General features: G+C 65.2%; 23 protein-coding genes. 18 read left to right on the top strand and 5 right to left on the bottom strand.

Features of this window, described 5'->3' with window-relative positions:
• Positions 1 to 117 precede the first annotated feature (117 nt).
• Positions 118 to 918, top strand: coding sequence for a cellulose biosynthesis protein BcsS (gene bcsS / locus BXY53_RS11345; protein WP_170144428.1), 801 nt, complete (start codon positions 118 to 120; stop codon positions 916 to 918).
• On the opposite strand, the gene BXY53_RS11350 is transcribed toward bcsS, so the two are convergent.
• Both BXY53_RS11350 and BXY53_RS11355 read right to left on the bottom strand, forming a co-directional pair.
• The gene (locus tag BXY53_RS11350; RefSeq protein WP_119062100.1) at positions 915 to 1,847 is read right to left on the bottom strand and encodes an acetamidase/formamidase family protein; all 933 of its coding nucleotides are present in this window, start codon (positions 1,845 to 1,847) and stop codon (positions 915 to 917) included. The genes bcsS and BXY53_RS11350 overlap by 4 nt on opposite strands.
• Positions 1,848 to 1,873: 26 nt before the next feature.
• On the bottom strand, positions 1,874 to 3,661 hold the full coding sequence (locus BXY53_RS11355; protein ID WP_119062101.1) for an OPT/YSL family transporter: 1,788 nt from the start codon (positions 3,659 to 3,661) through the stop codon (positions 1,874 to 1,876).
• 101 nt (positions 3,662 to 3,762) lie between these two features.
• Between BXY53_RS11355 and BXY53_RS11360 the strand changes: the two genes are divergently transcribed.
• The 4 genes from BXY53_RS11360 (at position 3,763) to BXY53_RS11375 (ending at position 5,633) form a co-directional block, all read left to right on the top strand.
• Positions 3,763 to 4,365 (top strand): histidine phosphatase family protein, encoded by a 603-nt coding sequence (locus BXY53_RS11360; protein WP_119062102.1) that lies wholly within the window; start codon positions 3,763 to 3,765, stop codon positions 4,363 to 4,365.
• A 107-nt stretch (positions 4,366 to 4,472) separates the two neighbouring features.
• Positions 4,473 to 4,742, top strand: a complete 270-nt coding sequence (rpsT, locus tag BXY53_RS11365; RefSeq protein ID WP_119062103.1) for a 30S ribosomal protein S20 — start codon at positions 4,473 to 4,475, stop codon at positions 4,740 to 4,742.
• Positions 4,743 to 4,921: 179 nt separating this feature from the next.
• Positions 4,922 to 5,299: a hypothetical protein gene (locus tag BXY53_RS11370; RefSeq protein ID WP_119062104.1), complete on the top strand. Its 378-nt coding sequence runs from the start codon at positions 4,922 to 4,924 to the stop codon at positions 5,297 to 5,299.
• Between the two features lie 130 nt (positions 5,300 to 5,429).
• Positions 5,430 to 5,633, top strand: coding sequence for a DUF2905 domain-containing protein (locus tag BXY53_RS11375; RefSeq protein WP_342634975.1), 204 nt, complete (start codon positions 5,430 to 5,432; stop codon positions 5,631 to 5,633).
• A gap of 118 nt (positions 5,634 to 5,751) precedes the next feature.
• Here the strand turns inward: BXY53_RS11375 and BXY53_RS11380 are convergent, their stop codons facing one another.
• Positions 5,752 to 6,150, bottom strand: a complete 399-nt coding sequence (locus BXY53_RS11380; RefSeq protein ID WP_119062105.1) for a hypothetical protein — start codon at positions 6,148 to 6,150, stop codon at positions 5,752 to 5,754.
• Positions 6,147 to 6,365 carry a tail protein X gene (locus BXY53_RS11385; RefSeq protein ID WP_119062106.1) on the bottom strand — a complete coding sequence of 73 codons (219 nt, stop codon included), beginning with the start codon at positions 6,363 to 6,365 and terminating at the stop codon, positions 6,147 to 6,149. The genes BXY53_RS11380 and BXY53_RS11385 overlap by 4 nt, the downstream gene beginning before the upstream one ends.
• A 665-nt stretch (positions 6,366 to 7,030) precedes the next feature.
• On the opposite strand from BXY53_RS11385, the gene BXY53_RS11395 reads away from it, so the two are divergent.
• From BXY53_RS11395 to murB, 11 genes are read left to right on the top strand one after another with little or no spacing between them, the layout of a single operon-like run.
• On the top strand, positions 7,031 to 7,516 hold the full coding sequence (locus BXY53_RS11395; protein WP_119062108.1) for a division/cell wall cluster transcriptional repressor MraZ: 486 nt from the start codon (positions 7,031 to 7,033) through the stop codon (positions 7,514 to 7,516).
• Entirely contained in the window at positions 7,516 to 8,556 is a 1,041-nt protein-coding gene (gene rsmH / locus BXY53_RS11400) for a 16S rRNA (cytosine(1402)-N(4))-methyltransferase RsmH (protein ID WP_425359187.1), read from the top strand. The genes BXY53_RS11395 and rsmH overlap by 1 nt, the downstream gene beginning before the upstream one ends.
• A 60-nt stretch (positions 8,557 to 8,616) precedes the next feature.
• Positions 8,617 to 8,910 carry a cell division protein FtsL gene (gene ftsL / locus BXY53_RS11405; protein WP_170144429.1) on the top strand — a complete coding sequence of 98 codons (294 nt, stop codon included), beginning with the start codon at positions 8,617 to 8,619 and terminating at the stop codon, positions 8,908 to 8,910.
• Entirely contained in the window at positions 8,907 to 10,565 is a 1,659-nt protein-coding gene (locus tag BXY53_RS11410) for a peptidoglycan D,D-transpeptidase FtsI family protein (protein WP_119062111.1), read from the top strand. The genes ftsL and BXY53_RS11410 overlap by 4 nt, the downstream gene beginning before the upstream one ends.
• A 47-nt stretch (positions 10,566 to 10,612) precedes the next feature.
• The gene (locus BXY53_RS11415) at positions 10,613 to 12,076 is read left to right on the top strand and encodes a UDP-N-acetylmuramoyl-L-alanyl-D-glutamate--2,6-diaminopimelate ligase (protein WP_119062112.1); all 1,464 of its coding nucleotides are present in this window, start codon (positions 10,613 to 10,615) and stop codon (positions 12,074 to 12,076) included.
• A gap of 57 nt (positions 12,077 to 12,133) precedes the next feature.
• Positions 12,134 to 13,219 carry a phospho-N-acetylmuramoyl-pentapeptide-transferase gene (gene mraY / locus BXY53_RS11420; protein ID WP_119062113.1) on the top strand — a complete coding sequence of 362 codons (1,086 nt, stop codon included), beginning with the start codon at positions 12,134 to 12,136 and terminating at the stop codon, positions 13,217 to 13,219.
• A 9-nt stretch (positions 13,220 to 13,228) separates the two neighbouring features.
• Entirely contained in the window at positions 13,229 to 14,638 is a 1,410-nt protein-coding gene (gene murD, locus BXY53_RS11425; RefSeq protein WP_119062114.1) for a UDP-N-acetylmuramoyl-L-alanine--D-glutamate ligase, read from the top strand.
• Positions 14,635 to 15,822 (top strand): FtsW/RodA/SpoVE family cell cycle protein, encoded by a 1,188-nt coding sequence (locus BXY53_RS11430; RefSeq protein WP_119062115.1) that lies wholly within the window; start codon positions 14,635 to 14,637, stop codon positions 15,820 to 15,822. The genes murD and BXY53_RS11430 overlap by 4 nt, the downstream gene beginning before the upstream one ends.
• Positions 15,819 to 16,988, top strand: coding sequence for an undecaprenyldiphospho-muramoylpentapeptide beta-N-acetylglucosaminyltransferase (murG, locus tag BXY53_RS11435; protein WP_245410451.1), 1,170 nt, complete (start codon positions 15,819 to 15,821; stop codon positions 16,986 to 16,988). Before BXY53_RS11430 ends, murG begins: the two co-directional genes overlap by 4 nt.
• Before the next feature lie 5 nt (positions 16,989 to 16,993).
• Positions 16,994 to 18,439, top strand: a complete 1,446-nt coding sequence (gene murC / locus BXY53_RS11440; RefSeq protein WP_119062117.1) for a UDP-N-acetylmuramate--L-alanine ligase — start codon at positions 16,994 to 16,996, stop codon at positions 18,437 to 18,439.
• Between the two features lie 5 nt (positions 18,440 to 18,444).
• The gene (murB, locus tag BXY53_RS11445) at positions 18,445 to 19,416 is read left to right on the top strand and encodes a UDP-N-acetylmuramate dehydrogenase (protein ID WP_119062118.1); all 972 of its coding nucleotides are present in this window, start codon (positions 18,445 to 18,447) and stop codon (positions 19,414 to 19,416) included.
• Positions 19,417 to 19,581: 165 nt separating this feature from the next.
• Here murB and BXY53_RS11450 read toward each other — a convergent pair whose 3' ends face one another.
• Positions 19,582 to 19,863, bottom strand: coding sequence for a hypothetical protein (locus BXY53_RS11450; RefSeq protein ID WP_147361556.1), 282 nt, complete (start codon positions 19,861 to 19,863; stop codon positions 19,582 to 19,584).
• Positions 19,864 to 20,076: 213 nt separating this feature from the next.
• Between BXY53_RS11450 and topA the strand changes: the two genes are divergently transcribed.
• Both topA and rnr read left to right on the top strand, forming a co-directional pair.
• Entirely contained in the window at positions 20,077 to 22,839 is a 2,763-nt protein-coding gene (topA, locus tag BXY53_RS11455; protein ID WP_119062120.1) for a type I DNA topoisomerase, read from the top strand.
• Between the two features lie 81 nt (positions 22,840 to 22,920).
• Positions 22,921 to 25,272 carry a ribonuclease R gene (gene rnr, locus BXY53_RS11460; protein ID WP_119062121.1) on the top strand — a complete coding sequence of 784 codons (2,352 nt, stop codon included), beginning with the start codon at positions 22,921 to 22,923 and terminating at the stop codon, positions 25,270 to 25,272.
• Positions 25,273 to 25,336 lie beyond the last annotated feature (64 nt).

Here is a 25,336-nt window from a genome sequence, read left to right on the forward strand (position 1 = left end):
GAGGTTGTGGCGCGAATGCGTCGGCTCAGATGCGAGGTGCTGGTTTGACAGTCCGTTAACGAAATGCGTAAATGTGAGCGGGTAAGAGTATAGCGTAAGCGTAAAGTCATGTGGCCGATGGGGGGCAGGCGGCTGCGCCGACGCGCGCGCCCGTTCGAGAAGCTACTGGTCGTATTTGGCATCGGGTTTGCAGCATGTCTCGCCGCAGCACCCGCACGGGCCTTCGATCTCCCTGCGCTACTCATGCCCGATCTCGCTGCCGTCGACTGGATGGGTGGTGCTGACACCTTCGCTGGCGTAGATGTCACGGACAGCGCGCTGTTCAGCTATGGCGGCTTCACGCTGGCGCCCGGCGGACGCGACCACGACGGATGGCGCTTTCGCCTTTATGCTGGCGTTGGGCACTACACCTACAGGTCGAGCGTCGAGTCGGTGGCTGGTCTGATCGAGTTCGACCGGCGCGCCGATGTGCTGCAGGCGGAGGCGCTGGTCGGCTGGCAGGCCAGCGTTGGCGCGATGACCGCCAAGCTGTTCGCCGGCGTAGCTTACGAGGAGCAGGTCATCGCCCCGGCTGACCCTGAGAACCCTATCGCCGGTGAGCACGTCGGCGCAAAGGCGGCGGTGGAGACCTGGTTTGATCTTGCGCCGTGGGCCTGGCTCAGCGCGGATGCGTCCTATGCGACAACGCTTGACGCGTATTCCGGTGCAGTGAAGCTGGGGCTCAATCCTCATGCCGCGATCTCGTTCGGCCCGGAGGGGTCCGTCTTCGGCAACCGGGAGTTCGACGCGCACCGGCTCGGAGCATTTGCGCGCTGGCATTGCGGCGGATGCGATGTAACCATCTCCGGCGGCGTTGCTGGCAACTACGACGAGGAAACAGGCGGCTACGGTGCGCTGGCGTTCTATCGGCGCTTCTAATCGGCGAAGATGCCGCGCGGCATGTGAAAGCTGACGGTCCAGTTCGGCGCGTCGACGATCTGGCTAATCCGCAGGCCGCCCGCCACGCTGCACAGCATGTATGCGTCCACGGGCGCGAGACCGTGACGGGCTGCGAGCAGGTCGATCATGCCGCGTACCGCGTCGCGCGCGGCCTGATGCAGGTCGGGGCCGATCCCCATCGTCACGTCGACGGGGCCAGGGGGCGCCGTTTCGGCGTGGGGCCGGATGATGCGTGGGTAGGTGCTCGCGTTGCCCTTCTCCAGGTCGAGCCGCACCGTTACCTCTATCGGCGTTTCGATCGCGGTGCCGCAGACCTCGCCATCACCCTGCGCGGCGTGGGTGTCGCCGATCGAGAGTAGCGCGCCGTCCACCTCCACTGGCAGGTAAAGCACGCTGCCCTCAACCATATCCCGCACATCCATATTGCCGCCGGTGCGCCGTGGTGGGATGATGTGGTGCTGACCGGGCGCCGCGGGCGCGACGCCGATCGTGCCGGTGAAGGGCGCAAGCGGGATATGCGCGGTCGTGCCGAACATCAGTGGCGTCCCGCCCGTCAGGTCATAGTGCCAGTGCTGCAGCGCCGGCTCCGGGAAATCCTCGGTGAGCAGGCCAAAGCCGGGAATGTTCGCGGTCCACCCCCAGCCCGACGGGCGATAGCTCTCCATTGTGACCACCAGCGTGTCGCCCGGCTCCGCGCCCTCGACGTAGACAGGTCCCGTGACAGGATTAACCCGACCGCTCATGTCGGTGCGCAGGATCTCCGGGCCGCTTTCAGGCGTGATGACGCCGTCCCAGGCATCGCGGCATATGAGGGTGACGGTGTCGCCCGGCGCTGCGGTGGCCACAGGCGGGATCGCGTGGTCCCAGGCGTAATGCCGGTGCGTGTCGTGGATCGTCCGGTGAAGCATGTCAGCCTCCTGAGCCAGCGTTTCGCCTAGTCTGCAATCGTGGAGAGCGCGGAGACAACGCCCATCAGGCTTTCGCCGACCACCAGCCCCGCCGCGATGACGATGATCCGGCGCCGCGCCAGATCCGAAAACAGCCGCAGCAGCAGCGCGCCCGCGACTGCGCCCAGGAAGAGCGAGATCGAATTCCAGGCCGGGATAACGAAGGCCAGCCCCATCGCCGGCGCGCTCGGCACCCATTTCGCCACAAAGGGCGGCAGGAACCGCTCGGCCAGCGCCAGGGCGACGGCAGCCAAAGCGGCCAACGCCATCGCTGCGGGAGCTCCCGGCGGCAGCGCGCTCAGGCCGCCCATCAACACCTCGGCAACCGCCTTCCACGTCGCCACGGCGGGCGCGGGCCATTCCGGCGTCAGCAATTGCGCCTGCGGATCGGGGATCAACAGCAGATAGGCCGCCGCCCCGGCAAGACTTCCGGTGAGTACGCCGAAGACTTGCGCGATCACCTGAAAGCCCGGTGTTGCGCCGATGATCTGCCCGGTACGCAGGTCGTGCAGCATGTCAGCCGCCTGTCCGGCCGCGCCCCCTGTGACGTTTGCCGACATCAGGTTGGCCGCGATATTGCCCGGCGAGATGAGCGCGAAGGTGAACTGTGTGACCTTGCCGAGCGCGCCGATCGGGGTGATGCCAGTTTCGCCCGAAACGCGCGCGGCGACGACGGCCAGCACATAGCTCAGCAAAATCGCCGCGATGGCTTCCAGGATCGTGATGGCGAAATACTGCGTCTGCGCGGAGACGGACAAGAGCAGGACGACGAGGAAGCCCGCCACGACCGCGCGCGGCATGATCCGGCCTTGCTCGGCGATCGTCATGGCCGGTTGTTGCTCTTTCGCGCGGCGCAGCCGCATGCGGACGACCGAAATGCCCACCGAGATGAGTGCCGAAACGGTCATCAGCGTTGCGCCGGGCCAGAGCAGCCACTCCACGAGGCTCCCGAACCAAGGCGCGTCCGCGCTTTCTCCCGCGCTGGCCCAGCCTTGGCTGAGCGCGACCGGCGCGAGAACCGCCCACGCAACAGCCGCGCCGAGCAGCACCGAAAGCCCGACGCGTAACCCCGCGATTGCGCCAAACCCGACCATCAGCAGCGATGGGTCGAGCGCCAGCCCGAGATTGCTGCATGATACGCCTTCCCCTTGGCGCGCGCCTTCGGCCACCCGCGCGAACGGGATATTGATCGGCGGGGCGAGCTTGGGGATCGCGGCGATGAAGTCGTTGATGAACTTCAGCCCGGCGGCGACCGCGCCGGCATAGATCATCACGCGAAGACGCTGCATCGCTTCGCGCCCGCCGGCGTGGATTTCCTGCATCGCCTCGGCGGTGACGACGCCGGAGGGGAAGCTCAGGTTTTCGCGCATCAGCATCTGGTTGCGCAGGCCCGCCGCGACGACAACGCCGAGCAGGCTGACCACGAACAGCCAGATCGCCAGCGCCTGCCAGGCGAGTTCCTGTCCGGTCAGCAATGTCAGCGCGGGGATCGGCGCGGCCAGCCCGGAGGAGACGATCGAGGCAGCCGAGGAGGCGGATGTCTGGTTGATGTTGTTTTCCAGAAGCCCGATGCATCGCCCGCCCGCCGCGCGCCCGGCGACATTCCACAGTGCATAGGCGACCAGCCCCGCCGCTACGGACATATTGAATGCCCAGCCGATCTTCAGCCCGCTGTAGACGTTGCAGGGCGTGAGCACCGCGCCGATCGCCATGCCGGTGAGGATCGCGCGCAAGGTGAGTTCGGGTTGGCGGGCGTGCGGCGCGTCGGCGGGCATTGGGGCGTCTCTCGAGGTGCGCAAAATCGCGCGGATCCGGCTTGAACGCGTGGGCGTAGCACACGTGGCGACCTCAAGCCAAAAATGCGGGAGATTGGCGGATGTGCTTCGAACCATTGCTGCCGTCGCGCCGCTGGCTGTTTGCAGGCCTCGCGGCGTTGGTCTTTGCGGTCGCCCGGGCAGGTCCAGCGGCGGCAAGCGACGAACTGGCCGCCAAGCTGGCCAAACCGGGGCACATCGCGATGATGCGCCACGCCCTTGCGCCCGGTACGGGCGACCCGGCGAATTTCACACTCGGCGACTGCGCAACCCAGCGCAACCTGTCAGAGGCCGGCCGGCGGCAGGCCCGGCGCACCGGCGATTTCCTGCGCAGTGTTGGCGTGAGCGAGGCCCGCGTCTTCTCCAGCCAGTGGTGTCGCTGCATGGACACCGCGGAACTGCTGGAGCTCGGCGCCGTCGAGCCGCTGCCGGCGCTCAACTCCTTCTTCCGCGACCGCGCGGGCGGCCCCGAGCAGACCCGCCAACTCCGCGAGAAGATCGGGGAACTGGACCTGTCGCAGCCTGTGCTGATGGTTACGCACCAGGTGAATATCACAGGGCTGACGGATGTGTTTCCCAGTTCCGGCGAGATCGTGGTGTTGCGGCGCGAGGCGGACGGCGATCTCGCGGTGCTTGGCACGGTTGATCCGCGCTCGACACAGTGACGGCTTGACCCGGCGCGCGGGCGCGGTATACACCACAAATCAACCGAATGCGATGCGCGCGCGGGCGGGTTCGCGCGCGCTTTCAGTTTTGAGAGACGAGAGCCGCAATGCCCAACACGAAAACCGCGAAACGCGCCGTCCGGAAAATCGAGCGGCGCACGGAAATCAATAAGGCGCGCAAGAGCCGCGTGCGCACCTTCATCCGCCACGTGAACGACGCCGTGGCCTCCGGCGACGCCGAGGCCGCGCGCGAGGCACTGCGCAAGGCGCAGCCAGAGATCATGCGCGGCGCGCAGAAGGGTGTGATGCACAAGAACACCGCCGCGCGAACGATTTCGCGGCTGTCGCATCGCGTCCGCAAGCTGAGCGAGGCGTAAGCGTCCGCCATTCCGGCGTTGTTGCGCCCGCGGGTGGGTTTCCCGGCGGGCGTGTTCGCGCGTCCGATCGCCGCCACTTGCGCCTACGGGCCGCGCCGGCCGCAACATCTGCGCCCCGTGTTGCCGAAATGCCAAAAATCAAGTAGATTACGGTCATTTCGGATAGCGCGGGGGACGCGATGGAAGTCGTCGCACTGGCCATTATTGGCTTGGCCGTGCTCCTTGTTTTTAGCTTGGGCAGTCAAAACGGCGCTTCCAGGGACGCCCCAGCCGATCTCCCTTCCGCAAAGATTTACGATCTCTATGGCGACCTGATCGCGCCCAACAAGGGCGATTCCGCGGACATCAAGGGCAAGAAGGACAAGCTGAGGGGCAAGCTCGGTGAGCTTGAGGCCGAGTTGAAGTCTCTCGAAAATCTCCGCGCTGCGTGGGAGAGCGGCCGGCAGAACAAGAAAGATGTGTTTGATACCTTCAAGGCGCGCAGCGAGACCGTGGCGGCAAAGGCGGGCGAAGCGAAGGAGCTGCTGACGGCCCTGAAGGAGACGTTGAAGGGCTAGGCCCACCGCCTATCTGTTGGCACAAGCGGTAAACCTCTCCAGCGCGCATGAGCGCGCTGTCAGCGCGGCCGCTCCGCGCTTAGCCTGTAAGCGAAGCAGGGAAGGGCTTCGCAAAGCTCAAGAGGGAGAGATGATCGGTCGCTGGCTCATCATTCTCGGGATCGTGCTGATCGTCGTCGGCGTGCTGTGGCCGTGGCTGTCGAAGCTGGGGCTGGGGCGGCTGCCCGGCGACATCGTCATCGAGCGCGACAACTTCACCTTCTACCTGCCGATCACGACGTCGATCCTGGTGAGCGTGGTGTTGAGCGTGATCCTGTGGCTGCTGGGGCGGTGACTGGCGCAGGCGCTTACTGTGATTGGTTTTTCTCCTTAAGCGGGAGTAATCAATATAGTGGAGGCGGGGGAATGCTCACCGGTCCTTAGTTCAATCTCCCCCATCCCGTCTCATGTCATCATGAAGAAAACTGTGTCACGAGGTGGCGACCAGCCTCGATAACGGCCGTCTGGCTCGCCTGTTCGACCGTGTTGGTAATCCAGTCCCGCAGACGCCCTTTCCCTCCGAGACTGGCTGGCAACCGGCCATTTAGCGCGGCTAGCCCTTTATCAGAAATTGTGAACTTTGCGATATCCAAATGTGGTTGAGCGTCGCTATTTATAAAGCCATTAGCGTGAAGCCATATTACAGTACTGTTGAAAATTAGATGGTAGTTGTGTTCGTCTTTGTTCAAATTACTTAGGTCAGCCCTCTGCTTGATATCTTGATAACGAAGATTTTTCGGCAGAACATAGCAATCGTAGAGCTCCCTGAAAATGTGGGTTATAAACATGTCGGCGATTTCGTTCTTGGTCATGGCACATCCCACAATCGAATCTTAGGCGGCGTGCCGCGCGGCCGGGCGATCTCCGGCAGCGTGATCGTCACGCCTTCGGGCAGCATCGGCGGTCGAGCGGACAGCGGCGGGTTCGCGTCCGGACCGGCCTCCACCGCCCGCTGCTGGAAGCCGTAATGGCGCCAGACGATCAGATCCAGCATGTCGTTCTGCCCGGTCACGTTTTCCACGGCCATTAGAACAGGCCTCCCAGGCCGCCGTCGCGATTGACCTGGAACTTCTCAAGCGAGATCAGGTGATCTGGGCTGAGCCTGCTTGGCACTCGCGGGCTGCGCGCCGGCGGCAATCAGCGATCCTTTTCTAACAACGCGGCTTCCCACCAATTCCCATGCCGGCCCGCTCTTTTGGTTTGCGAAGCGCATCCGCGCTTCGCGTTCGCGCAACGCGCGGTGGCCAGTCGGCATTACAGCGCGGCAAGGCGCGCTGGGGCGTTTTCCCGCAGGCGTTCGCAAGGGCCTCCCCTTCCGCCCGAAGGGCGGCAAGCGCGACCGCGCGCCCGGCTTAGCCGGTACGCGAAGCACGGATGTGCTTCGCAAAGCAAAAAACAGCGGCCCGCGCTCGTCCGCGATTTCCCGCCTGCACCCGCGTTGACCCGCCAAACATCCATTGACACCCATGAAAACCCATGCTATCCCATAATTGCCCGTTCGGAAGGGTGATTCGAGGGGAGGGGGGTCCCAAAACACGCCACCCCTTCAAGCCAAGGGCGCGGGAGCGGACGCTCTTCCCTCGACACCTGACGGGGCATCCAGCCGCCTGAGCGCGGCCATGACGGTTTCACCAGCCGCGCAAGCGGCCTTGATGGTTCGGCGTAGAAAGGCGGCCGCGGCTCGGAGCGGAGATGGACGAGTTTGCCGGCCGATACGACAACAGGGTGGATGCGAAAGGACGGGTCTCGGTGCCCGCATCGTTCCGCGCCGTGCTCACCAAAGACGGTGCTGAGGAAATCTTCTGCTACCCGCACCCGGAGCGGCGCTGTCTCGAAGCCGGCGGCAACCGTCTGGTCCGAAAGATTCACCAGATACTGGAAGAATTTCCCGTCCTCTCCCAGGAACGCGAGGACCTCGCTACGTTTTATTTCGGGGAGTCCGAAACGCTCAAAATCGACGCGGACGGACGAACCATCCTCCCAAAGCGGCTCAAGGAGTTCGCGGGGATCGGAGACACAGCCGTTTTCGTCGGCCTCGGGGACAAGTTCCAGATCTGGGAAGCCGACGAATATGACGCATTCCGCAGCGAAGCGCGCGACAGAGCGCGCGCCCTGCGACAACAGCTCGGCGCGGGAGGCCGCTCAACCAGCGGCCAGACTGAGAAGGCACGGGAATGATGATCCGTCGCGGCAGGGAAGAGGGCGCCCGAGCCGCTGGCGAACCGGCGGATCACGTTCCCGTGCTGCTTTCTCAGGTGATGCGGGCGCTGGCTCCGCAAAGCGGCGAACGATTCATTGACGCGACATTCGGCGCGGGCGGGTACACCCGCGCGCTGCTGGAGGCCGGGGCCGAAGTGTTGGCCATCGACCGCGACCCCGTGGCGATCACGCGGGCGCAGGCGCTCGCCGCGGAGCATCCCGGCCGGCTTCAGTTGGCGCAGGCGCGCTTTTCCCAGATAGAGCAGATCGCAGACGCGCACGGTTTCGCACCCGATGGCGTGGTGCTGGATGTCGGCGTGTCCTCCATGCAGTTGGATGAGGCCGCGCGGGGCTTTTCGTTCATGCAGGAAGGCCCGCTTGATATGCGCATGTCGGGCGAGGGGCCGAGCGCCGCGGACGTTGTCAACACGCTGGAAGAGCGCGAGCTGGCGCAGATTTTTCAGCGGCTGGGCGAGGAGAAGCGCGCCCGCGCTATCGCGAAGCGGATCGTTGCCGCGCGCGCCGAAGCGCCGATCGAGACGACCGGCCGGCTCTCCCAGATCGTCGAGGGGGTGCTGGGGCCGAAACGCGGCGATCGCATCCACCCAGCCACACGGACCTTCCAGGGCTTACGCCTTTACGTGAACGACGAACTCGGCGAACTGGCCGAGGCGCTCGCCGGTGCTGAACGGCTCCTTTCCCAGGACGGCCGGCTCGTCGTGGTCAGCTTCCACTCGCTCGAAGACCGGATCGTCAAGCGATTCTTCGCCGCGCGTAGCGGCAAGACCCCCGCGCCGTCGCGCCATCTTCCCCCGGACACCGCCGCGCCCCCGCCCAGCTTCCAGCTCCCGCGCGGCCAGCCGGTGACGCCGGACGACTCCGAAATCGAAGCGAACCCGCGCGCCCGCTCGGCCCGGCTGCGTTGGGGCATCCGCACCGATGCGCCGCCGCTGCCGCTCGACCGCGAGGCGCTGGGCCTGCCGCGCCTGGAGGTGCGGGATGTCTCCGCGCTCGGTTAGGGAATGTTTACCATGACCGGCGCAAAGTCGTTCAAAATCTTAAAGGTAAGGCGTTCAGTCATGCGTGTTGTCAATTTTACGCTATTTGGCGTCATGGCGGGTCTGCTGATGCTGATCTACCAGCAGAAGCACGAAACCCGCGAGCTTGAAGCGAGGGCGGCTGAACTCTCACGCGAGATTTCCGAGCAAACCCGCGCGCTTGCTGTGCTGCGCGCCGAGTGGACCTACCTGACGCGGCCCGAGCGGCTGGAGAAGATCGCGCGGGAGCGTATGGGGCTGGAACCGGTCAAGCCGGAGCAGATCAAATCCTTCGTGGCGATCGCCGGGCCGCAGGGCAAGGGAGAGCGGCCATGACCGCGCAGCCGAAACGCCGCCGGGGCGGACGCCCGGACGCGGCGCGCATCGGGCTGGTCCTCGGTGCCCTGTTCCTCGGCTTCGCGGGATTGGCCGCACGGCTGATCTCGCTTGGCGTGGAGCCTGACGGCGGGCCGCAGATTGCTGTTGCCCAACCCGATGCCCAGCGCTCCGCATCCCGGCCCGACCTCGTTGATCGCAAAGGCCGCATGCTCGCGACTGACTTGCAGGTCTACTGGGCCTATGGCGATCCGGCGCGCGTCGTTGATGTCGATGATGCGGCGGAGAAGCTCGCCCGCGTCTTGCCCGATCAGGACATCGCGACCCTGCGCAAGAAGCTCTCGGGTGATGGCCGCTTCGTCTGGCTCTATCGTGGGCTGACACCGAAGCAGGCGCAGGCGGTGCATCGCCTTGGGCTCCCGGGCGTGGGCCTTCTCACCGAGAATCAGCGGGTCTACCCGTCGGGCGCGACCGGGGTGCATGTTCTGGGCCACACCAATGTCGACAATCGCGGGATTGCGGGCATCGAAAAATTCGTCGATGGCGCGGGGGATCTTGCGGAGCCGGCTGCATCGCCTGATGAGCGGCCCAAGGTGCGCCTGGCGCTCGATCTGGGCGTTCAGCATATCATGCGCGAAGAACTCCGCCGCGCGCACGAAACCTACGAGGCCAGGGCCGTCGCCGGGCTGGTCATGGATGTGCACAGCGGCGAGATGCTGGCGATGACATCGCTGCCCGATTATGACCCGAACCACAGGGAGGAGTCGCTCAAGCCGCACCGCCAGAACCGGCTCGTCGCCGACACCTATGAGATGGGTTCGGTCTTCAAGGCCTTCACCGTGGCGATGGCACTTGATCACGGCATCATCCAGCTCGACGACCGCTATAACATCAAGAAACCGGTGAATGTCGGAGGCTTCCGCATTGCGGACAAGCACGCGCGCTCGACCTATGCAACTGTCCCTGAAATCTTCATCCGCTCGTCTAACACGGGCGCAGCGCGCATCGCGCTCGATGTCGGCGGCTATCGCCAGCGCGAGTTTCTCGAACGCCTCGGCCTGCTCGAACCGCTCGATACCGAGCTTCCGCCGACCGCCGACCCGCAGGTACCCAAGGTCTGGCGCGAATCCACGACGGTCACGGTCTCCTACGGCCACGGCATCGCCGTCGCGCCGCTGAACTTCGCGGCTGCCGGCGCGGCGCTGGTCAATGGCGGCTATCTGGTGCAGCCGACCTTCCTCAAACGGAGCCGCAGCGAGGGGCGCCGCCTTGCCGAGAAGGTGCTTCGCTCCAGCACCAGCGACGCGATGCGTCGGTTGCTGCGGCGCAATGTCCGTGAGGGGACGGGCCGCAATGCGCAGGTCGCGGGCTACCGTCTCGGCGGCAAGACCGGGACGGCCAACAAGCCGGTCGCTGGCGGCTACTCACGAAAAAAGGTCATTAGTACTTTTTTTGCCGCGTTTCCGATGGACGATCCGCAATATCTGGTTTTGGTGATGATAGATGAGCCGAAACCGACGAAGGCGGCGCACCGGCGGACCGAAGCGGCCTGGAACGCGGCGCCGACGGTTGCGGCGGTTGTCAAGCGGGCAGCCCCGATCCTCGGCGTAGCGCCGGAACGCGCGTTTGACGAAGTCGCCGGCACCGCCTATTAACCGAACCATTCCGATGGTGAAGCGGCTTCCGGCGAGGCCAGACCGACATGAAGCTGAGCGAGCTGGCGGGTGGCGTCCCTCTCGGCGTCTCCGCCGATATTGATATCGCTGGCATTACGGCGGACAGCCGCGCGGTGAAGCCCGGCTATCTGTTTGCCGCGCTGCCGGGCACCAAGGTTGACGGCGCCCAGTTCATTCCTGCGGCGCTGGCGGCCGGGGCGGTCGCCATTCTGGCAGCGGCGGATGCGCCGGTGCCCGACGGCGTGGCCGTGATCCGCGATGCCCAACCGCGTCGCCGGCTTGCGCAGATGGCTGCAACGTTCTATCCGCGCCAGCCCGACACGCTTGCGGCCGTGACCGGCACGAACGGCAAGACCTCGGTTGCTTCCTTTCTCTACCAGATCTGGCGAGAACAGGGCTTGCGCGCGGCCAGCGTCGGCACGCTCGGCGTTCACGTCGATGGCGAAACGCGGCCATTACGTCATACCACGCCGGAGCCGGTCGAACTGCACCGGATCCTCGATGGGCTTTCCGGCGAGGGAGTCACCCACACGGCACTGGAAGCCTCAAGCCACGGTCTGGCCCAGCACCGTCTGGACGGGGTGCGCCTGAGCGCTGCCGCGTTCACGAACATCTCGCGCGATCACCTGGACTATCACCCGGACTTCGAGAGCTATTTCGCTGCGAAGATGCGCCTGTTCGCGGATGTGCTGCCAGAAGGCGCACCGGCGGTGATCGACATCGACCGGCCGGAGGGTGCGCGCGTCGCGGCGCTCGCTAAGGCGCGGGGGCGTGAGGTCTGGACCGTGGGGCGTGAAGGGGCAGCCGTTCGCGTTTCAGATCCGCGCCCGGAAGGCTTCGGACAGCGGGTCGATTTTTCCTTCGAGGGCGCGAACTATTCGGTGACGCTACCGCTCGCCGGCTCCTTTCAGGGGTCCAACGCCGCGATTGCGGCCGGGCTGGCGCTTGCCACAGGCAGCGCGCCTGACGTCGTCTTTCCCGCGCTGGAGACGCTTCAGGGCGCACGGGGGCGCATGGAGCTGGCCGGTCAAGCCCCCTCTGGCGGCGGCATTTTCATCGACTACGCCCACACGCCCGACGCTCTGGAGTCCGCCTTGCGCGCGCTGCGGCCTTTCGCGCGCGGCCAAGTCGCGGTCGTGTTCGGCTGCGGTGGTGAGCGCGACACCGGCAAGCGCGCGGAGATGGGGGCGATCGCGCAACAACTCGCCGAAAGAGTCTACGTCACCGACGATAACCCGCGCGGCGAGGACGCGGCCATGATAAGGCAGGAAATCTTGCGGGCGGCGCCCGGCGCTCGCGATATTGCGGATCGGCGCGCGGCTATCGCCGCAGCCATCGCCGAGCTCGGGCGTGACGACGTGCTGCTGATTGCCGGCAAGGGGCACGAAACAGGACAGATCGTGAAGGGGCACACCTACCCGTTCTCCGACATGGAGGCGGTGCAAAAGGTGCTTGATGGATTCGCGCGGGCGGAGACACCGCCCGTTTAGGTAGCGTGTAAGCGCCCAAGAATTGTCATTGCGCCGAAGAGGCGTCGACGGGGAACGATGTTTTATCTGTTTGTCGAACTGAGCGATCAGTTCCCGGTTCTCAACGTTTTTCGCTATATCACCTTTCGCACCGGCGGCGCGATCATGACTGCGCTGTTGGTGGTGTTCCTGTTCGGCCCAGGCCTCATCAACCTGCTGCGCGTGCGCCAGGGCCGCGGCCAGCCCATCCGCAGCGATGGGCCGCAGGGCCATCTGCTCACCAAGCAGGGCACCCCGACGATGGGCGGGCTGATGATCCTGCTCGGGGTTGGCGTGGCGACGATCCTCTGGGCCAATCTCGCCAACAAATATGTCTGGATCGTCCTGGCGGTGACGCTCGCCTTCGGCTTGATCGGCTTCATTGATGACTTCCTCAAAGTGACGAAACGCTCGACCGGCGGATTCTCAGGCAAGATCAAGCTGGCACTGGAGCTGATCGTCGCCGGCATCGCGACATATTCGATCATGATGATCGGCGAGGCGGGCTTTTCCAGCTCCCTCGCCGTGCCGTTCTTCAAGGATGTCCTGATTGACCTTGGTCCGCTGTTCATCGTGCTTGGCGTGTTCGTCATCGCCGGCGCGGGTAATGCTGTGAACCTCACCGACGGGCTCGATGGCCTGGCGATCGTCCCGGTGATGATCGCCGCGGGCGCGTTTGGCGTGATTTCGTACCTCGTCGGTAACGCGATCTTTGCTGATTATCTGCAGATTCATTTTGTACAGGGTACGGGCGAGTTGGCGGTCGTCTGCGGCGCGCTGGTGGGCGCAGGGCTGGGCTTCCTGTGGTTCAACGCGCCGCCGGCAATGATTTTCATGGGTGATACCGGCTCGCTGGCGCTGGGCGGTGCGCTCGGCACGATCGCCGTCGCGACCAAGCATGAAATCGTGCTGGCGATCGTCGGCGGGCTCTTCGTGCTGGAAACGCTGTCGGTGATCGTCCAGGTGCTGTCCTACAAGCTCACCGGCAAGCGCGTGTTCCGCATGGCCCCGCTGCACCATCACTTTGAGCAGAAGGGCTGGGCCGAAGCCACCGTGGTCGTCAGGTTCTGGATCATTTCGGTGGTGCTGGCATTGATTGGGCTGTCCACGCTCAAACTACGTTAGGATGCGAAAATGATTCCCATAACGGTTTGCGCAGATTGGAACGTCGCGGTGTTCGGCCTCGGCCTGTCCGGCATCGCCGCTGCGCGCGCGCTGGCGCTGGGAGGCGCCAAGGTGGTGGCATGGGATGACAATGAGCCTGCGCGGGCCAAAGCGAATGAAGCGGGCGTTCTGGTTGCGCTGCCCGAAGAGTGGGACTGGTCCGCACTCAACGCGCTCGTGCTTTCGCCCGGCGTGCCGCTGACGCATCCGAAACCGCACGTGATCGTCGAGCAGGCGCGCGCCGCCGGGGTTGAGGTGATCGGCGACACCGAACTGTTCTGCCGCGAGCGCCGCCATCAGGGGCTGCCCGGTAAGGTCGTCGCGATCACGGGTACCAATGGCAAGTCGACCACCTCGGCGCTCACCGCGCATCTGCTGTCGACGGCAGGGCGTGATACCGCGCTTGGCGGCAATATCGGCAAGGCGGTGCTGGACCTGCCACCTTTCGCGGCGGAGCGGCATTACGTGCTGGAATATTCCTCGTTCCAGATCGACTTGACGCCCGGCCTGGATGCGGACGTTTCGGTGCTGCTCAATGTCCAGCCGGACCATCTGGACCGGCACGGAACGCTGGAGAACTACGCGGCGATCAAGGCCCGCATCTTCAATCGCCTCGGTGCGGCGCAGTGCGGTGTGATCGGCGTGGACAGCGACCTGACGCGTCGGCTCGCCGAGCACTGGCCGTTCGCGGCTGCGCGCAAGGTTGTCTCCACGGCACACCCCGTCAGCGACGGGGTCTATGTGCATGACGGCCTGCTGTTCGAGGCGCTGGGCGGCGTGGTCGAAGCGCCGATCAGCTTGCACGGCATCCCCGCGTTGCGCGGCGCGCACAACTGGGAGAACGCCGCGGCGGCCTACGCAGCGGCCCGCGCGCTCGGCCTCTCGCGCGAGACGATCATCGAGGGCTTGCGCAGTTTCCCGGGCCTCGCACACCGCATGGAAGAGGTCGGCCGCTTGGACCGCGTCGCCTTCATCAATGACAGCAAGGCAACAAATGCCGATGCCGCGGCGCGCGCACTGGCCTGCTTCGATCCGATCTTCTGGATCGTCGGAGGCCGGGCGAAAGAGGGCGGCCTTGCTGGCCTGGACGCCTATTACCCGCGTGTGGCCAAGGCCTATCTGATCGGTGAGGCGGCGGAAGATTTCGCGCACCAGCTCGATGGCCATGTGGGCTATGAGCGGTGTGGCACGCTGGAGAATGCCGTCGCCGCAGCTTCGCGCGATGCGCTGCGCTCCGCGGCGCGCGCGCCGGTGGTGCTGCTGTCCCCGGCTTGCGCGTCCTACGACCAGTTCCCCAACTTTGCCGAGCGCGGTGAGGCGTTCCGCCGCCTTGTCGCCGCGCACGAGGGCGTCTCCATGCGCGAGGCGATCGCTGCATGAGGCTATCACGCGCAGAACGCAGCCTGCTTTCGGATTGGTGGTTTTCCGTCGACCACAGACTGCTTGCGGCCGTCCTGTTTCTCATGCTCGCGGGCATGGTCATGGCCTTTGGGGCCGGGCCCCCCGCTGCCGCCCGGCTCGGCCTGCCGGATTTCTATTTCGTCGAGCGACACGCACTCTTCCTGTTGGCCGGGCTGGCTGTTCTGGTGCCGGTGTCGATGCTCGGCCCGCGCGGGGTGCGGCGACTGGCGCTGTTCCTGTGCTTTTTCGGGCTGGCTTTGATGGTCGTTGCCCTCTACCAGGGCGTTGCGCTGAACGGCGCGGTGCGCTGGGTGCACTTCGCCGGCTTAGCCTTTCAGCCGTCGGAGATCGTCAAGCCTGGCTTCGTCGTCATCAGCGCGTGGCTGCTGTCCGAAGGCGCCCAGCGCCATGATGTTCCGGCGACAGAGTTTGCACTGGCGCTTCTCATTCTTTTCGCCGGGCTCCTGGCGATGCAGCCGGATATCGGCCAACTGGCCCTGATCGCGATGGTCTGGGCGGGCATGTTCATGGCGGCGGGCTATCCGCTGCGCTGGATGCTGGCAATCGCGCTGGCGGGTATCGCCGGTCTGGTGGCCATTTATTTCAGTCTTCCCCACGCAGCGGAGCGAATCGATGCGTTCATGGGCTGGGGCGGCACCGTCAGCGATCAGACGGCGATCGCGCTCTCGGCGTTCTCCGAGGGCGGCTGGTTCGGACGCGGGCCGGGCGAAGGCGTGCTCAAGACGCGCCTGCCGGACGCGCACAACGATTATGTCTTCGCTGTCATCGCCGAAGAGCTTGGAATCGCGGCCTGTCTCTTGCTCGTCGGGGTCTATGCCTTCGTCACACTGCGCGCGGTTGCGGGTGCGTTGACGCAGCACAGCCCGTTCGTGCGCGTCGCGATCAGCGGGCTGGCGATGCTGTTTGGTTTTCAAGCGCTGATTAATATGGCAGTTAATGTCAACCTGCTGCCGGCGAAGGGGATGACACTGCCGTTCATCTCATATGGTGGCTCCTCGCTGGTCTCGATGGCCATGGCAATGGCCATGATTATCGCGCTTTCGCGGCGCAGACCGAACACCGAGGCTTTATCTTGGCCGGAGCGCCCGGCTGATATGCAGGCGGCAGGGGTAGCCGCCTCGCCACGGGAGATAAGAACGTGACGCGACCTTCGATCGTGATGACCGCCGGGGGCACTGGCGGACATCTGTTTCCCGCCAAATCTCTGGCACAGGAACTCAGTTGGCGCGGCTACGCGATCGACCTGATCACCGATACGCGCAGCAGCAAGTTCGACACCGACTTCCCCGCGCGCGAGGTCTATCGCGTGAACGCGGCGACCTTCAGGGGCCGCTCGCCGATCGAGGCGACAAAGACGGTGGCGAAGCTGTCGAGCGGCTTTCACATGGCCTACCGGGTCCTCGGGGAGATCAAGCCCAGTGCCGTGATTGGCTTCGGCGGCTATCCGACGATCCCGCCGATGCTCGCGGCGTTGGCGCGGGGCATCCCGACGCTGACGCATGAGCAGAACGCCGTCATGGGGCGGGCCAACCGGCTTCTGGGGCCCATGGTGCGCGCGGTCGCCTACTCCTTCGAGGACACGAAGTTCCTCGAGGGCAAGCTGCTGCACAAGGCGTTCCTGACAGGTACGCCGCTGCGCCGCGCCGTGCTCAACATGCGCACGCAGGTCTACAACTCGCCGCCGCCGGACGGGCAACTCAACCTTCTGGTCTTCGGCGGCAGCCAGGGCGCGCACTTCTTCGCCGAGATGATGCCTGCGGCGCTCTATCTGCTGCCAGAACATATCCGCGATCGGCTGCTCGTCGTGCAGCAGTGCCGCGAGGAAGACATCGAAAACGTCTTCGATTCCTATGAGCGCGCGGGCGTCGCTGCGGAGTTGGCGACTTTCTTCGACGACCTCCCCGAGCGCATGGCGACCTCGCATCTGGTGGTCTCGCGCTCGGGCGCGACGACCGTCGCCGAACTCTGCGCGATCGGGCGTCCGGCCGTGCTCGTGCCGCTGCCACATTCGCTTGATAACGACCAATATGAGAATGCCATGCGCTTCGAGCGTGGCGGCGGCGGCTGGTGCTATGAGGAGGGCGCCATGACGCCGGAACGCTTCGCCGGGGTGGTGCGCCGCCTGTTCGAAGAACCCGGCAGCCTGATCCGAGCGGCATCGGCGGCCAAGGCGATGGCGCGCTACGACGCGGTGGAACGGCTGGCCGATGTCGTCGAAAGCGTCATCGAGCAGAAGCCCTCTGACGAACAAGCCGAGATTGAAGAACAGGAGAGGGCCGAAATTCTCAGCCGGGACGGGGGGACGTAAAGCAAATGGACGAGGACGCTCGGCGAGAGCTTTATCACATCGTCGGCATCGGCGGCATCGGCATGAGCGCGATCGCGGAGATCATGCGCGCGCGCGGCTTCGCGGTGCAAGGGAGCGACCAGAGCGACAGTGCCAACGCCCAGCGCCTGCGCGACCAGGGCATTCGCGTGTTCGTCGGGCATGACGACGCCAATCTCGAAGGCGCGACGCATGTTATCGTCTCGACAGCGATCAAGCCTGGCAACCCGGAGCTCGACGGCGCGCAGGCGCGGGGAGTGCCGGTCATCAGCCGCGCCGAGATGCTGGGTGAGCTGATGCGCGGACACCCGGCCGTCGCTGTGACGGGCACGCACGGCAAGACCACGACAACCTCGTTGATTGCCTGGGCGATGACCCATGCGGGCTGCGACCCGACCGTCATCAACGGCGGCATCCTGAACGCCTGGGGCTCGAACGCAAGGGCCGGCGCGGGCGAATGGATGGTGGTCGAGGCCGACGAATCGGATGCGACCTTCGTGAAGCTCCCCACGCGTATCGGGGTCGTGACCAATATCGACCCGGAGCACATGGATTTCTACAGCTCGGAGCGCGCGCTGCACGCGACCTTCCGCCGGTTTTTCGAGCAGATCCCTTATTACGGCGCGGTCGTCGCAGGGATCGACCACCCGGTGGTGCGCGAGATTCTGGATCAGATGGAACCGCATTTCCGCGGTCGCCGGCTGCTGCGCTACGGCTGGTCCCCGGATGCCGACTTGAGACTGGAGCAGGTCCGCGACATTGCCGGCGGCGTGATGTTCGATGCCCGGCTGGGCGACCGCGTGCGCGGCGGCGCGCGGCTGCTGGACGGGTTGCGGTTGCCGATCCCGGGTGAATACAACGCTCTCAACGCGCTGGCCGCCATCGCGGTGATGAGCGAGATCGGGCTGCGCGATGAGGCGATCGAGGAGGGCTTGCGCAGCTTCTGCGGCGTGGCGCGGCGCTTCACGCCGGTGGGCGATTGGAACGGCGTCTCGGTCTATGACGATTATGCCCACCACCCGGTGGAGATTGCGGCCGTTCTGAAGGCGGCGCGGCACGCGGCCCGCGGCCGCGTGATCGCCGTAATGCAGCCGCATCGGTATTCGCGCCTGACCGGGTTGCTTGATGAGTTCGCCGGCTGCTTCAGCGATGCCGACATCGCTATCATTACGCCGGTCTACAGCGCCGGCGAAACCGGCAACGGTGTTGACCACCGCACGCTGCTGGAGCGCCTGCGGGCGACGGGTCACACTCATGCGCTTGAGATCAGCGGCGAGGAGGCTCTGGCCCCGACCATCGCAGAGCTTGCCCGTCCGGGTGACCTCGTGATCGGCCTTGGCGCCGGAACCATTACCAACTGGGCAAAGGCGCTGCCGGAGCGGTTACGGGCGCTTTCCGTGCATCCGGTTGCACACGCCGGTGCTGCGGAGTAGGGCGCATGGCTTCAGACACCGCGACAGCCGCGGAGGACTTGAAAGGGCTGGCTGCCGAGCTGGCCGAGGCGATGCCGGAGTTGCGCGGTCGCCTGCGGGCGAATGTCAGCATGGCGGAAATCACCTGGTTCCGCGTCGGCGGGCCGGCCGAAGTTCTGTTCACGCCTGCGGATGAAGCCGACCTTGTCTATTTCCTGAAGAACGCGCCGGAGGAATTGCCCGTCACGGTCGTTGGTGTAGGGTCGAATCTGTTGGTCCGGGACGGCGGTGTGCGCGGCGTGGTGGTCCGGCTCGGGCGTGGCTTCGGCTCGATCGAACAGCTCTATGAGGAGCGGATCCGCTGTGGCACGGCGGTGCCCGATGTGCGGTTGGCGCAGGCGGCGGCGAAGGCGGGGATTGGCCGGCTCGCCTTCTACCGTGGCATCCCCGGCTCGATCGGGGGCGCGCTGCGGATGAATGCCGGTGCGCATGGCACGGAAACGCGCGATGTTCTGGTAGAAGCGCGCGCCGTTGATCGTCGCGGACAGCTGCACGTGCTCAGCGTCGATGACCTCGGTTACGGCTATCGCCATTGCGGCGCGCCACCGGACTTCATCTTCACGCAGGCGACATTTCAGGGCGAGGCGGGCCTGCGCGACGTCATCGAGAAGGCGATGCAGGAGGTCGCGGACTATCGCGAGGAACATCAGCCGACCAAGGCGCGAACCGGGGGCTCAACCTTCAAGAACCCGCCCGGCCATAGCGCATGGCGACTCGTTGATGCCGCAGGATGCCGGGGCCTGCGGGTGGGCGGCGCGCATGTCTCCGAGAAGCACTGCAACTTCCTGATCAACGACGGCGAGGCGACGGCCGCCGACATCGAGGGGCTGGGTGAGACGATTCGCGAGCGCGTGCGGGCGACGAGCGGCGTGAGCCTGGATTGGGAAATCAAACGCATTGGCGAGTCGGCGGCGCCGGCGGATGGCGACGGCGCCTGAACCCCGCATTGACAGGAGGTCGAGACGCCGTCAAGGTTATACTGCCTGTTGCCTTTCACACAATGCGTGAAACGGGTACAGCTTCAGGTTGAGAGTCCTTATCGCCGGTCAGGACCCAGAAACAAGTTTCGCTGCCAAAAGATCGTCGTCTTTCGTCCCGAAATTTTACGCCCGTGACTGCTGGCGACTTTGGGCCTGGATACGTGCTTCCTCATGCGCCACGTCGATCAGATAGGTCAGAAAGACGAGATTGGCCTTGGACGCGATGCTGCTCAACTCGGCGAGAAGGTCACAAATATATTGGGAGACGTTCTGTTCATCATAGACTGCGATATCCACATTGGCGGCATGTTTATTCAACCGCGAAATGGCTTCCGTCAGTTTCTGTTCCGGCTCAAGGGTCGGCTCACCTTGATCGCGCGCCACGTTCAGTGTAGAGCGGCTCATTCCGTGCTCCCGTCGTCTTAAAGGTTTTGTTAATGCCAACTATCACCTCGTAAAAATGAGGATACACGCCCAGGTTGTTCGTGGCAAGCCAGCTCGCGCGATCCGTGACATTGATTTGACAGACTGGCCGAAAATCCACAGTTCTTCCCCGTCACCGGACGGCCGGGATCGCGCAGCAGACGGCGCTGCAGAGGCTGAGATACGAGCGCATTCATGAACATTGTCATTGTCGAGTCCGCCGCGAAGGCGAAAACCATCAACAAGTACCTTGGCCGGGACTACAAGGTGCTCGCGTCCTACGGGCATGTGAGCGATCTGCCGGCGAAGGACGGCTCCGTCGAGCCGGAGAAGGACTTCGAGATGCACTGGCGCGTGTCGCCGGACTCGACCAAGGTCATCCGCGAGATCGTCAACGAGGTGAAGAAAGCCGATCGACTGATCCTCGCCACCGACCCGGACCGCGAGGGCGAGGCGATCTCCTGGCACCTGCTGCGCATCCTGGAGGAGAAGAAGGCGCTCAAGGGCGTGAAGGTTCAGCGCGTTGCGTTCAACGCGGTGACGAAGGATGCCGTGCGCCAGGCGCTGGAGCAGCCGCGCGACATCGATTCGCCGCTGGTGGAGGCCTATCTGGCGCGCCGCGCGCTCGATTATCTCGTGGGCTTCACGCTCTCACCAGTGCTCTGGCGGAAGCTGCCGGGCGCGCGTTCGGCAGGGCGGGTGCAGTCTGTCGCGCTGCGCCTTGTCTGCGACCGCGAGCTTGAGATCGAGTCCTTCAAGAGCCAGGAATACTGGACCATCAATGCCAGGCTGGCGAATGCCACCGGTGAGGACTTCACGGCCAAGTTGCAGGCGCGCGACGGCAAGAAGCTTGGCAAGTTCGACATCCCGAATGAAGAGGCGGCCAAGGCGATTCGCGATGCGGTTACAGGCGGCAGCTTCAAGGTGCTCAGCATCGAGCGCAAGTCGACCAAACGCAATCCGGCCCCGCCCTTCACCACTTCGACGCTTCAGCAGGAAGCCTCGCGCAAGCTCCGCTACTCGCCGCGCCAGACCATGCAGATCGCACAGAAGCTGTATGAGGGCGTCGATCTCGGCGGCGAGACGGTCGGCCTAATCACCTACATGCGAACCGATGGCGTGCAGATCGCGCCCGAGGCGTTGTCGCAGTGCCGCGACGTGATCGGCGGCGATTTCGGCCGGAAATACCTCCCCGACAGCCCGCGCCACTACAAGACCAAAGCGAAGAACGCACAGGAGGCGCACGAAGCGGTCCGTCCGACCGATTACCGGCGCGCGCCCGACGACATCAAGCGCTATCTCAAGGACGACGAATACAAGCTCTACAAGCTTATCTGGCAGCGCGCCGTCGCGAGCCAGATGGCAAGCGCCGAGGTCGATCGCACGACCGTCGATATCGACACGGACGGCAAGGACGGCACGCGCTACACCTTCCGCGCCACCGGGCAGGTCATCACCTTTGATGGTTTCCTGAAGCTCTACGAGGAAGGTCGCGACGACGCCGCGGACGAGGACAGCGCCCGCCTGCCGCCGCTCATGGAAAACGAGACGGTCAAGGCCAAGGCGATCGAGCCGAGGCAGCACTTCACCGAGCCGCCCCCGCGCTTCACCGAGGCCACGCTCATCAAGAAGCTGGAAGAGCTCGGTATCGGGCGGCCGTCAACCTACGCCAGCACCATGAACGTCCTGCGCGAGCGCGACTATGTGCGCCTGGAGAAGAACCGGCTGGTGCCGGAGGACCGCGGGCGGCTGGTCACGGCGTTTCTGGAGAGCTTCTTCCAGCGCTACGTGGAATATGACTTCACCGCCGATCTGGAGGAAAAACTCGACCGCATCTCCAACGGCGAGCTGTCGTGGAAGCAGGTCCTGCGCGACTTCTGGCGCGAGTTCATCGGCGCGGTCGACGAGATCAAGCACTTGCGCGTGTCCGAGGTGTTGGAGGCGCTTAACGAGATTCTCGGGCCGCACATCTTCCCCGATCCGGGGGACGGTACCGACCCGCGCAAATGCCCGTCATGTGAAGATGGCAGGCTGAGCCTCAAGGTCGGCAAGTTCGGCGCCTTCATTGGCTGCTCGAACTACCCCGAATGCCGCTACACGCGCCAGCTCGGCCGACCCGGCGAAGACGGTGAGGAGGGGGCGACGCCGGACAAGATCGAGCTGGGCCACGATCCGGAGACCGGCGAGCCGGTCACGCTCCGTAGCGGGCGCTTCGGCCCCTACGTCCAGCTCGGCGAGGCGCAGAACGGCGAAAAGCCCAAGCGCGCCTCGGTACCGAAGGGGATGGACCCCGCGGTGGTCACGCTCGATATGGCGCTGAAGCTGCTCTCGTTGCCGCGCGAGGTTGGCCCCCACCCTGAGACCGGCAAGCTGATCATGGCGGGGATCGGGCGCTACGGCCCGTTCGTGGAGCATGCGGGCAAGTATGCCAATCTCGAAAGCGCGGACGAGGTTTTCACGGTTGGCCTCAACCGGGCGGTCAGCCTTCTCGCCGAGGCCAAGACGCGTCGGCCGCGTGGCGGCACGGTGCTGAAGGATTTGGGCGAGCATCCGGAACTGGGTGGCCCGATCCAGGTTTGCGACGGGCGTTATGGTCCTTATGTAAAGCATGGCAAGATTAATGCGACGCTGCCCAAGGACACTGATCCCAGCGAGGTGAGTGTCGAGAAGGCGGTGGAGCTGATCGCCGCAAAGGCCGAGAAGAGCGGCAAGAAGCCCGCAAAGGCGAAGTCGGGCGGGAAAAGCGGGAGCAAGACGAAAACAGCCGCCAAAACCGCGAAAAAGCCCGCGACTAAGACGGAGTCCTCCGGCGATGACGCCGCGAGCAAGTCCAAGGGCAAGGCCGCCAAGAGCGCGAACGGCGCGCGGACGAAGCCCAAGTCCGCGTCCGCCAAGTCGGGTGGCAAGACGTCCAGCGGCAAGAAGGCCCGTGACAGTGCGCCGGACAGTGCCCGTTGATCGTGCCCGGCAGGCGCGGGCATACTGAAACATGAGATACGAGGATTGCCCGGCAGCGCCAAAAAGCCAGGCACGGACACCATGACCAGCAAGACATCCTCCCGGCCTGGCGGCAAGCCCCGCGACGACGGCCGGGATCACCTGCCCAGCAAGCAGGACATCCTCACCTTCATTGAGGAATCGCCCGGCGAGGTGGGTAAGCGCGAGATCGCCCGCGCCTTCCACATCAAGGGCTCGGATCGCATCGCGCTTAAACAGCTTTTGCGCGAGATGGCCGACGAGGGCCTTATCAAGGGCAAGCGAAAGCACCTGCGCAAGCCGGGCGCGCTGCCCAATGTCACTGTCATTGAGATCACCGGCCGGGACAGCGACGGCGAGTTCGTGGCGCTGCCCGCCGCCTGGCCCGAGGATGAAGGCCCGCCGCCGCGCATCCTCATCGCGCCGGACAGCAAGAGCCCCGGCGCGGCGGTCGGCGTCGGCGACCGCGTGCTCGCGCGGCTGGCGCCGGTCAACCCGGAAGAGGTCGAGGCGGAAGAGGGTGCTTACGCCTATATCGCCCGCCCGATCAAGCGCCTGAGCCGCGAGAAGATCCGCCAGCTTGGCGTTTTTCGTGAACGCGGCCCCGGGGGCATTATTACGCCGATCGACAAGAAGCAGCGCAAGGAATGGCGCGTCGAGCCGGGCCGCACCGGCGATGCGAATGATGGCGAACTGGTGCGCTTCGAGACCGTGCGGCACGGCCGTTTCGGCGAACTGGGCCGTGTCGTTGAGCGGCTCGGTCACCCGAAATCGCAGCGCGCGGTAAGTCTGATCGCCATCCACGCCTACGATCTGCCCTACGAGTTCCCGAACCCGGTCCTGAACGAGCTGGACGGGCTCCCCGAGCCGAACCTCGACGCTTACGAGGACCTACGGCACCTTCCGCTGATCACCATCGACCCCGAAGATGCGCGCGACCATGACGATGCGGTCTGGGCCGCGCCGGACGACGATCCGGCGAACAGGGGCGGCTGGATCGTTGTCGTGGCGATCGCGGACGTCGCCTTCTACGTCCGGCCCGGCACGGCACTCGACCAGGAAGCCCTAAGGCGCGGCAACTCGGTCTATTTCCCGGATCGCGTGGTCCCGATGCTGCCGGAAAAGCTATCGAACGAGCTGTGTTCGCTGCGCCCGGACGAGGACCGGCTGTGCCTGGCGGTGCGCATGGTGTTCAATGCCGACGGCTCCAAGCGGAGCCACAAGTTCATGCGCGCGGCGATGCGTTCGCACGCCAAGCTCCACTATGCGCAGGCGCAGGCTGCCATCGACGGCCGCCCGGACGAGGTGACCGAGCCGCTGCTGGAGCCGGTGCTGAAGCCGCTGTTCGCAGCCTATGACGCGCTGGCCGAGGCGCGGGACCGGCGCGGTCCGCTCGAACTCGACATCCCCGAGCGCAAGATCAAGCTGGACGAGACCGGCGAGATCGCCGAGATCGTGATGCCCGAGCGGCTGACGGCGCACCGGCTGATCGAGGAATTCATGATCCAGGCGAATGTCGCCGCGGCCGAGTTTCTTGAGGAGCGGGACTCCCCGCTGCTCTATCGCGTCCACGACGTGCCGGCGCTCGACAAGCTGGAAGCCACCAACGAGTTCCTGCAATCTATCGGTTTCAAGCTGCCCAAATCCGGCGTGATGAAGCCGGAGCAGTTCAACCGGATCCTGGAGCGCGCCCGCGACAGCGAATATTCACTGCTGGTCAATGACGTCATCCTGCGCGCGCAGGCGCAAGCGGAGTACAGCGTCGGCAATTACGGGCATTTCGGCCTCAACCTGCGTCGCTATGCGCATTTCACTTCCCCGATCCGCCGCTATGCCGACCTGATCGTTCACCGCTCGCTCATCCGCGCGCTGGGCGGCGGGCCGGGCGCCTTGACGGACGACGAAGTCGCGCATCTGGACAAGGTGGCCGAGGCGATCTCGAACGCTGAACGCCGCGCGATGGCGGCCGAGCGTGACACGATCGACCGGCTGGTCGCCTCCTATCTGGAGGACAAGGTCGGCGCGACCTTCCGCGCGCGCATTTCCGGCGTAACGCGGGCTGGGCTGTTCGTGCGGCTTTCGGACACAGGGGCGGACGGGTTCATTCCCATCTCGACAATCGGTAATGACCATTACATCTACATGGCCGACGCTCACGCGCTGGTCGGTCAGCAAACGGGCGAGACCTTCCGCCTTGGCGACAGCGTGGAGGTGCGGCTGGTGGAGGCGGTGCCGGATGCTGGCGCGCTTCGGTTCGAGCTGCTGAGCGAGGGCCGGCACAAGACCGAGGTGTTGGGCAAACAGCTTGCGGCTCGGACCGGCAAGCCAACACGGCGCACGGCCCCGACGCGGGACAAGAAGGCCGGGAAGAAGGCAAGCGCAAAGCGCAGTGCGAAGAAATCGGCGCGGCGTTAGCGGGAGATGACGGGAGACGAGACGGAAGATGGGTTTCAGCACGCAGACAGTTGAAGACTTGCCA

The organism is Dichotomicrobium thermohalophilum (assembly GCF_003550175.1).
GTDB classification, from domain to species: Bacteria; Pseudomonadota; Alphaproteobacteria; order Rhizobiales; family Rhodomicrobiaceae; genus Dichotomicrobium; species Dichotomicrobium thermohalophilum.

Excerpts from the sequence above, each read along its gene's own strand:
- bcsS (WP_170144428.1), top strand. The coding sequence starts at position 118 with ATGGGGGGCAGGCGGCTGCGCCGACGCGCGCGCCCGTTCGAGAAGCTA.
- BXY53_RS11350 (WP_119062100.1), bottom strand. The coding sequence starts at position 1,847 with ATGCTTCACCGGACGATCCACGACACGCACCGGCATTACGCCTGGGAC.
- BXY53_RS11355 (WP_119062101.1), bottom strand. The coding sequence starts at position 3,661 with ATGCCCGCCGACGCGCCGCACGCCCGCCAACCCGAACTCACCTTGCGC.
- BXY53_RS11360 (WP_119062102.1), top strand. The coding sequence starts at position 3,763 with ATGTGCTTCGAACCATTGCTGCCGTCGCGCCGCTGGCTGTTTGCAGGC.
- rpsT (WP_119062103.1), top strand. The coding sequence starts at position 4,473 with ATGCCCAACACGAAAACCGCGAAACGCGCCGTCCGGAAAATCGAGCGG.
- BXY53_RS11370 (WP_119062104.1), top strand. The coding sequence starts at position 4,922 with ATGGAAGTCGTCGCACTGGCCATTATTGGCTTGGCCGTGCTCCTTGTT.
- BXY53_RS11375 (WP_342634975.1), top strand. The coding sequence starts at position 5,430 with ATGATCGGTCGCTGGCTCATCATTCTCGGGATCGTGCTGATCGTCGTC.
- BXY53_RS11380 (WP_119062105.1), bottom strand. The coding sequence starts at position 6,150 with ATGACCAAGAACGAAATCGCCGACATGTTTATAACCCACATTTTCAGG.
- BXY53_RS11385 (WP_119062106.1), bottom strand. The coding sequence starts at position 6,365 with ATGGCCGTGGAAAACGTGACCGGGCAGAACGACATGCTGGATCTGATC.
- BXY53_RS11395 (WP_119062108.1), top strand. The coding sequence starts at position 7,031 with ATGGACGAGTTTGCCGGCCGATACGACAACAGGGTGGATGCGAAAGGA.
- rsmH (WP_425359187.1), top strand. The coding sequence starts at position 7,516 with ATGATCCGTCGCGGCAGGGAAGAGGGCGCCCGAGCCGCTGGCGAACCG.
- ftsL (WP_170144429.1), top strand. The coding sequence starts at position 8,617 with ATGCGTGTTGTCAATTTTACGCTATTTGGCGTCATGGCGGGTCTGCTG.
- BXY53_RS11410 (WP_119062111.1), top strand. The coding sequence starts at position 8,907 with ATGACCGCGCAGCCGAAACGCCGCCGGGGCGGACGCCCGGACGCGGCG.
- BXY53_RS11415 (WP_119062112.1), top strand. The coding sequence starts at position 10,613 with ATGAAGCTGAGCGAGCTGGCGGGTGGCGTCCCTCTCGGCGTCTCCGCC.
- mraY (WP_119062113.1), top strand. The coding sequence starts at position 12,134 with ATGTTTTATCTGTTTGTCGAACTGAGCGATCAGTTCCCGGTTCTCAAC.
- murD (WP_119062114.1), top strand. The coding sequence starts at position 13,229 with ATGATTCCCATAACGGTTTGCGCAGATTGGAACGTCGCGGTGTTCGGC.
- BXY53_RS11430 (WP_119062115.1), top strand. The coding sequence starts at position 14,635 with ATGAGGCTATCACGCGCAGAACGCAGCCTGCTTTCGGATTGGTGGTTT.
- murC (WP_119062117.1), top strand. The coding sequence starts at position 16,994 with ATGGACGAGGACGCTCGGCGAGAGCTTTATCACATCGTCGGCATCGGC.
- murB (WP_119062118.1), top strand. The coding sequence starts at position 18,445 with ATGGCTTCAGACACCGCGACAGCCGCGGAGGACTTGAAAGGGCTGGCT.
- BXY53_RS11450 (WP_147361556.1), bottom strand. The coding sequence starts at position 19,863 with ATGAGCCGCTCTACACTGAACGTGGCGCGCGATCAAGGTGAGCCGACC.
- topA (WP_119062120.1), top strand. The coding sequence starts at position 20,077 with ATGAACATTGTCATTGTCGAGTCCGCCGCGAAGGCGAAAACCATCAAC.
- rnr (WP_119062121.1), top strand. The coding sequence starts at position 22,921 with ATGACCAGCAAGACATCCTCCCGGCCTGGCGGCAAGCCCCGCGACGAC.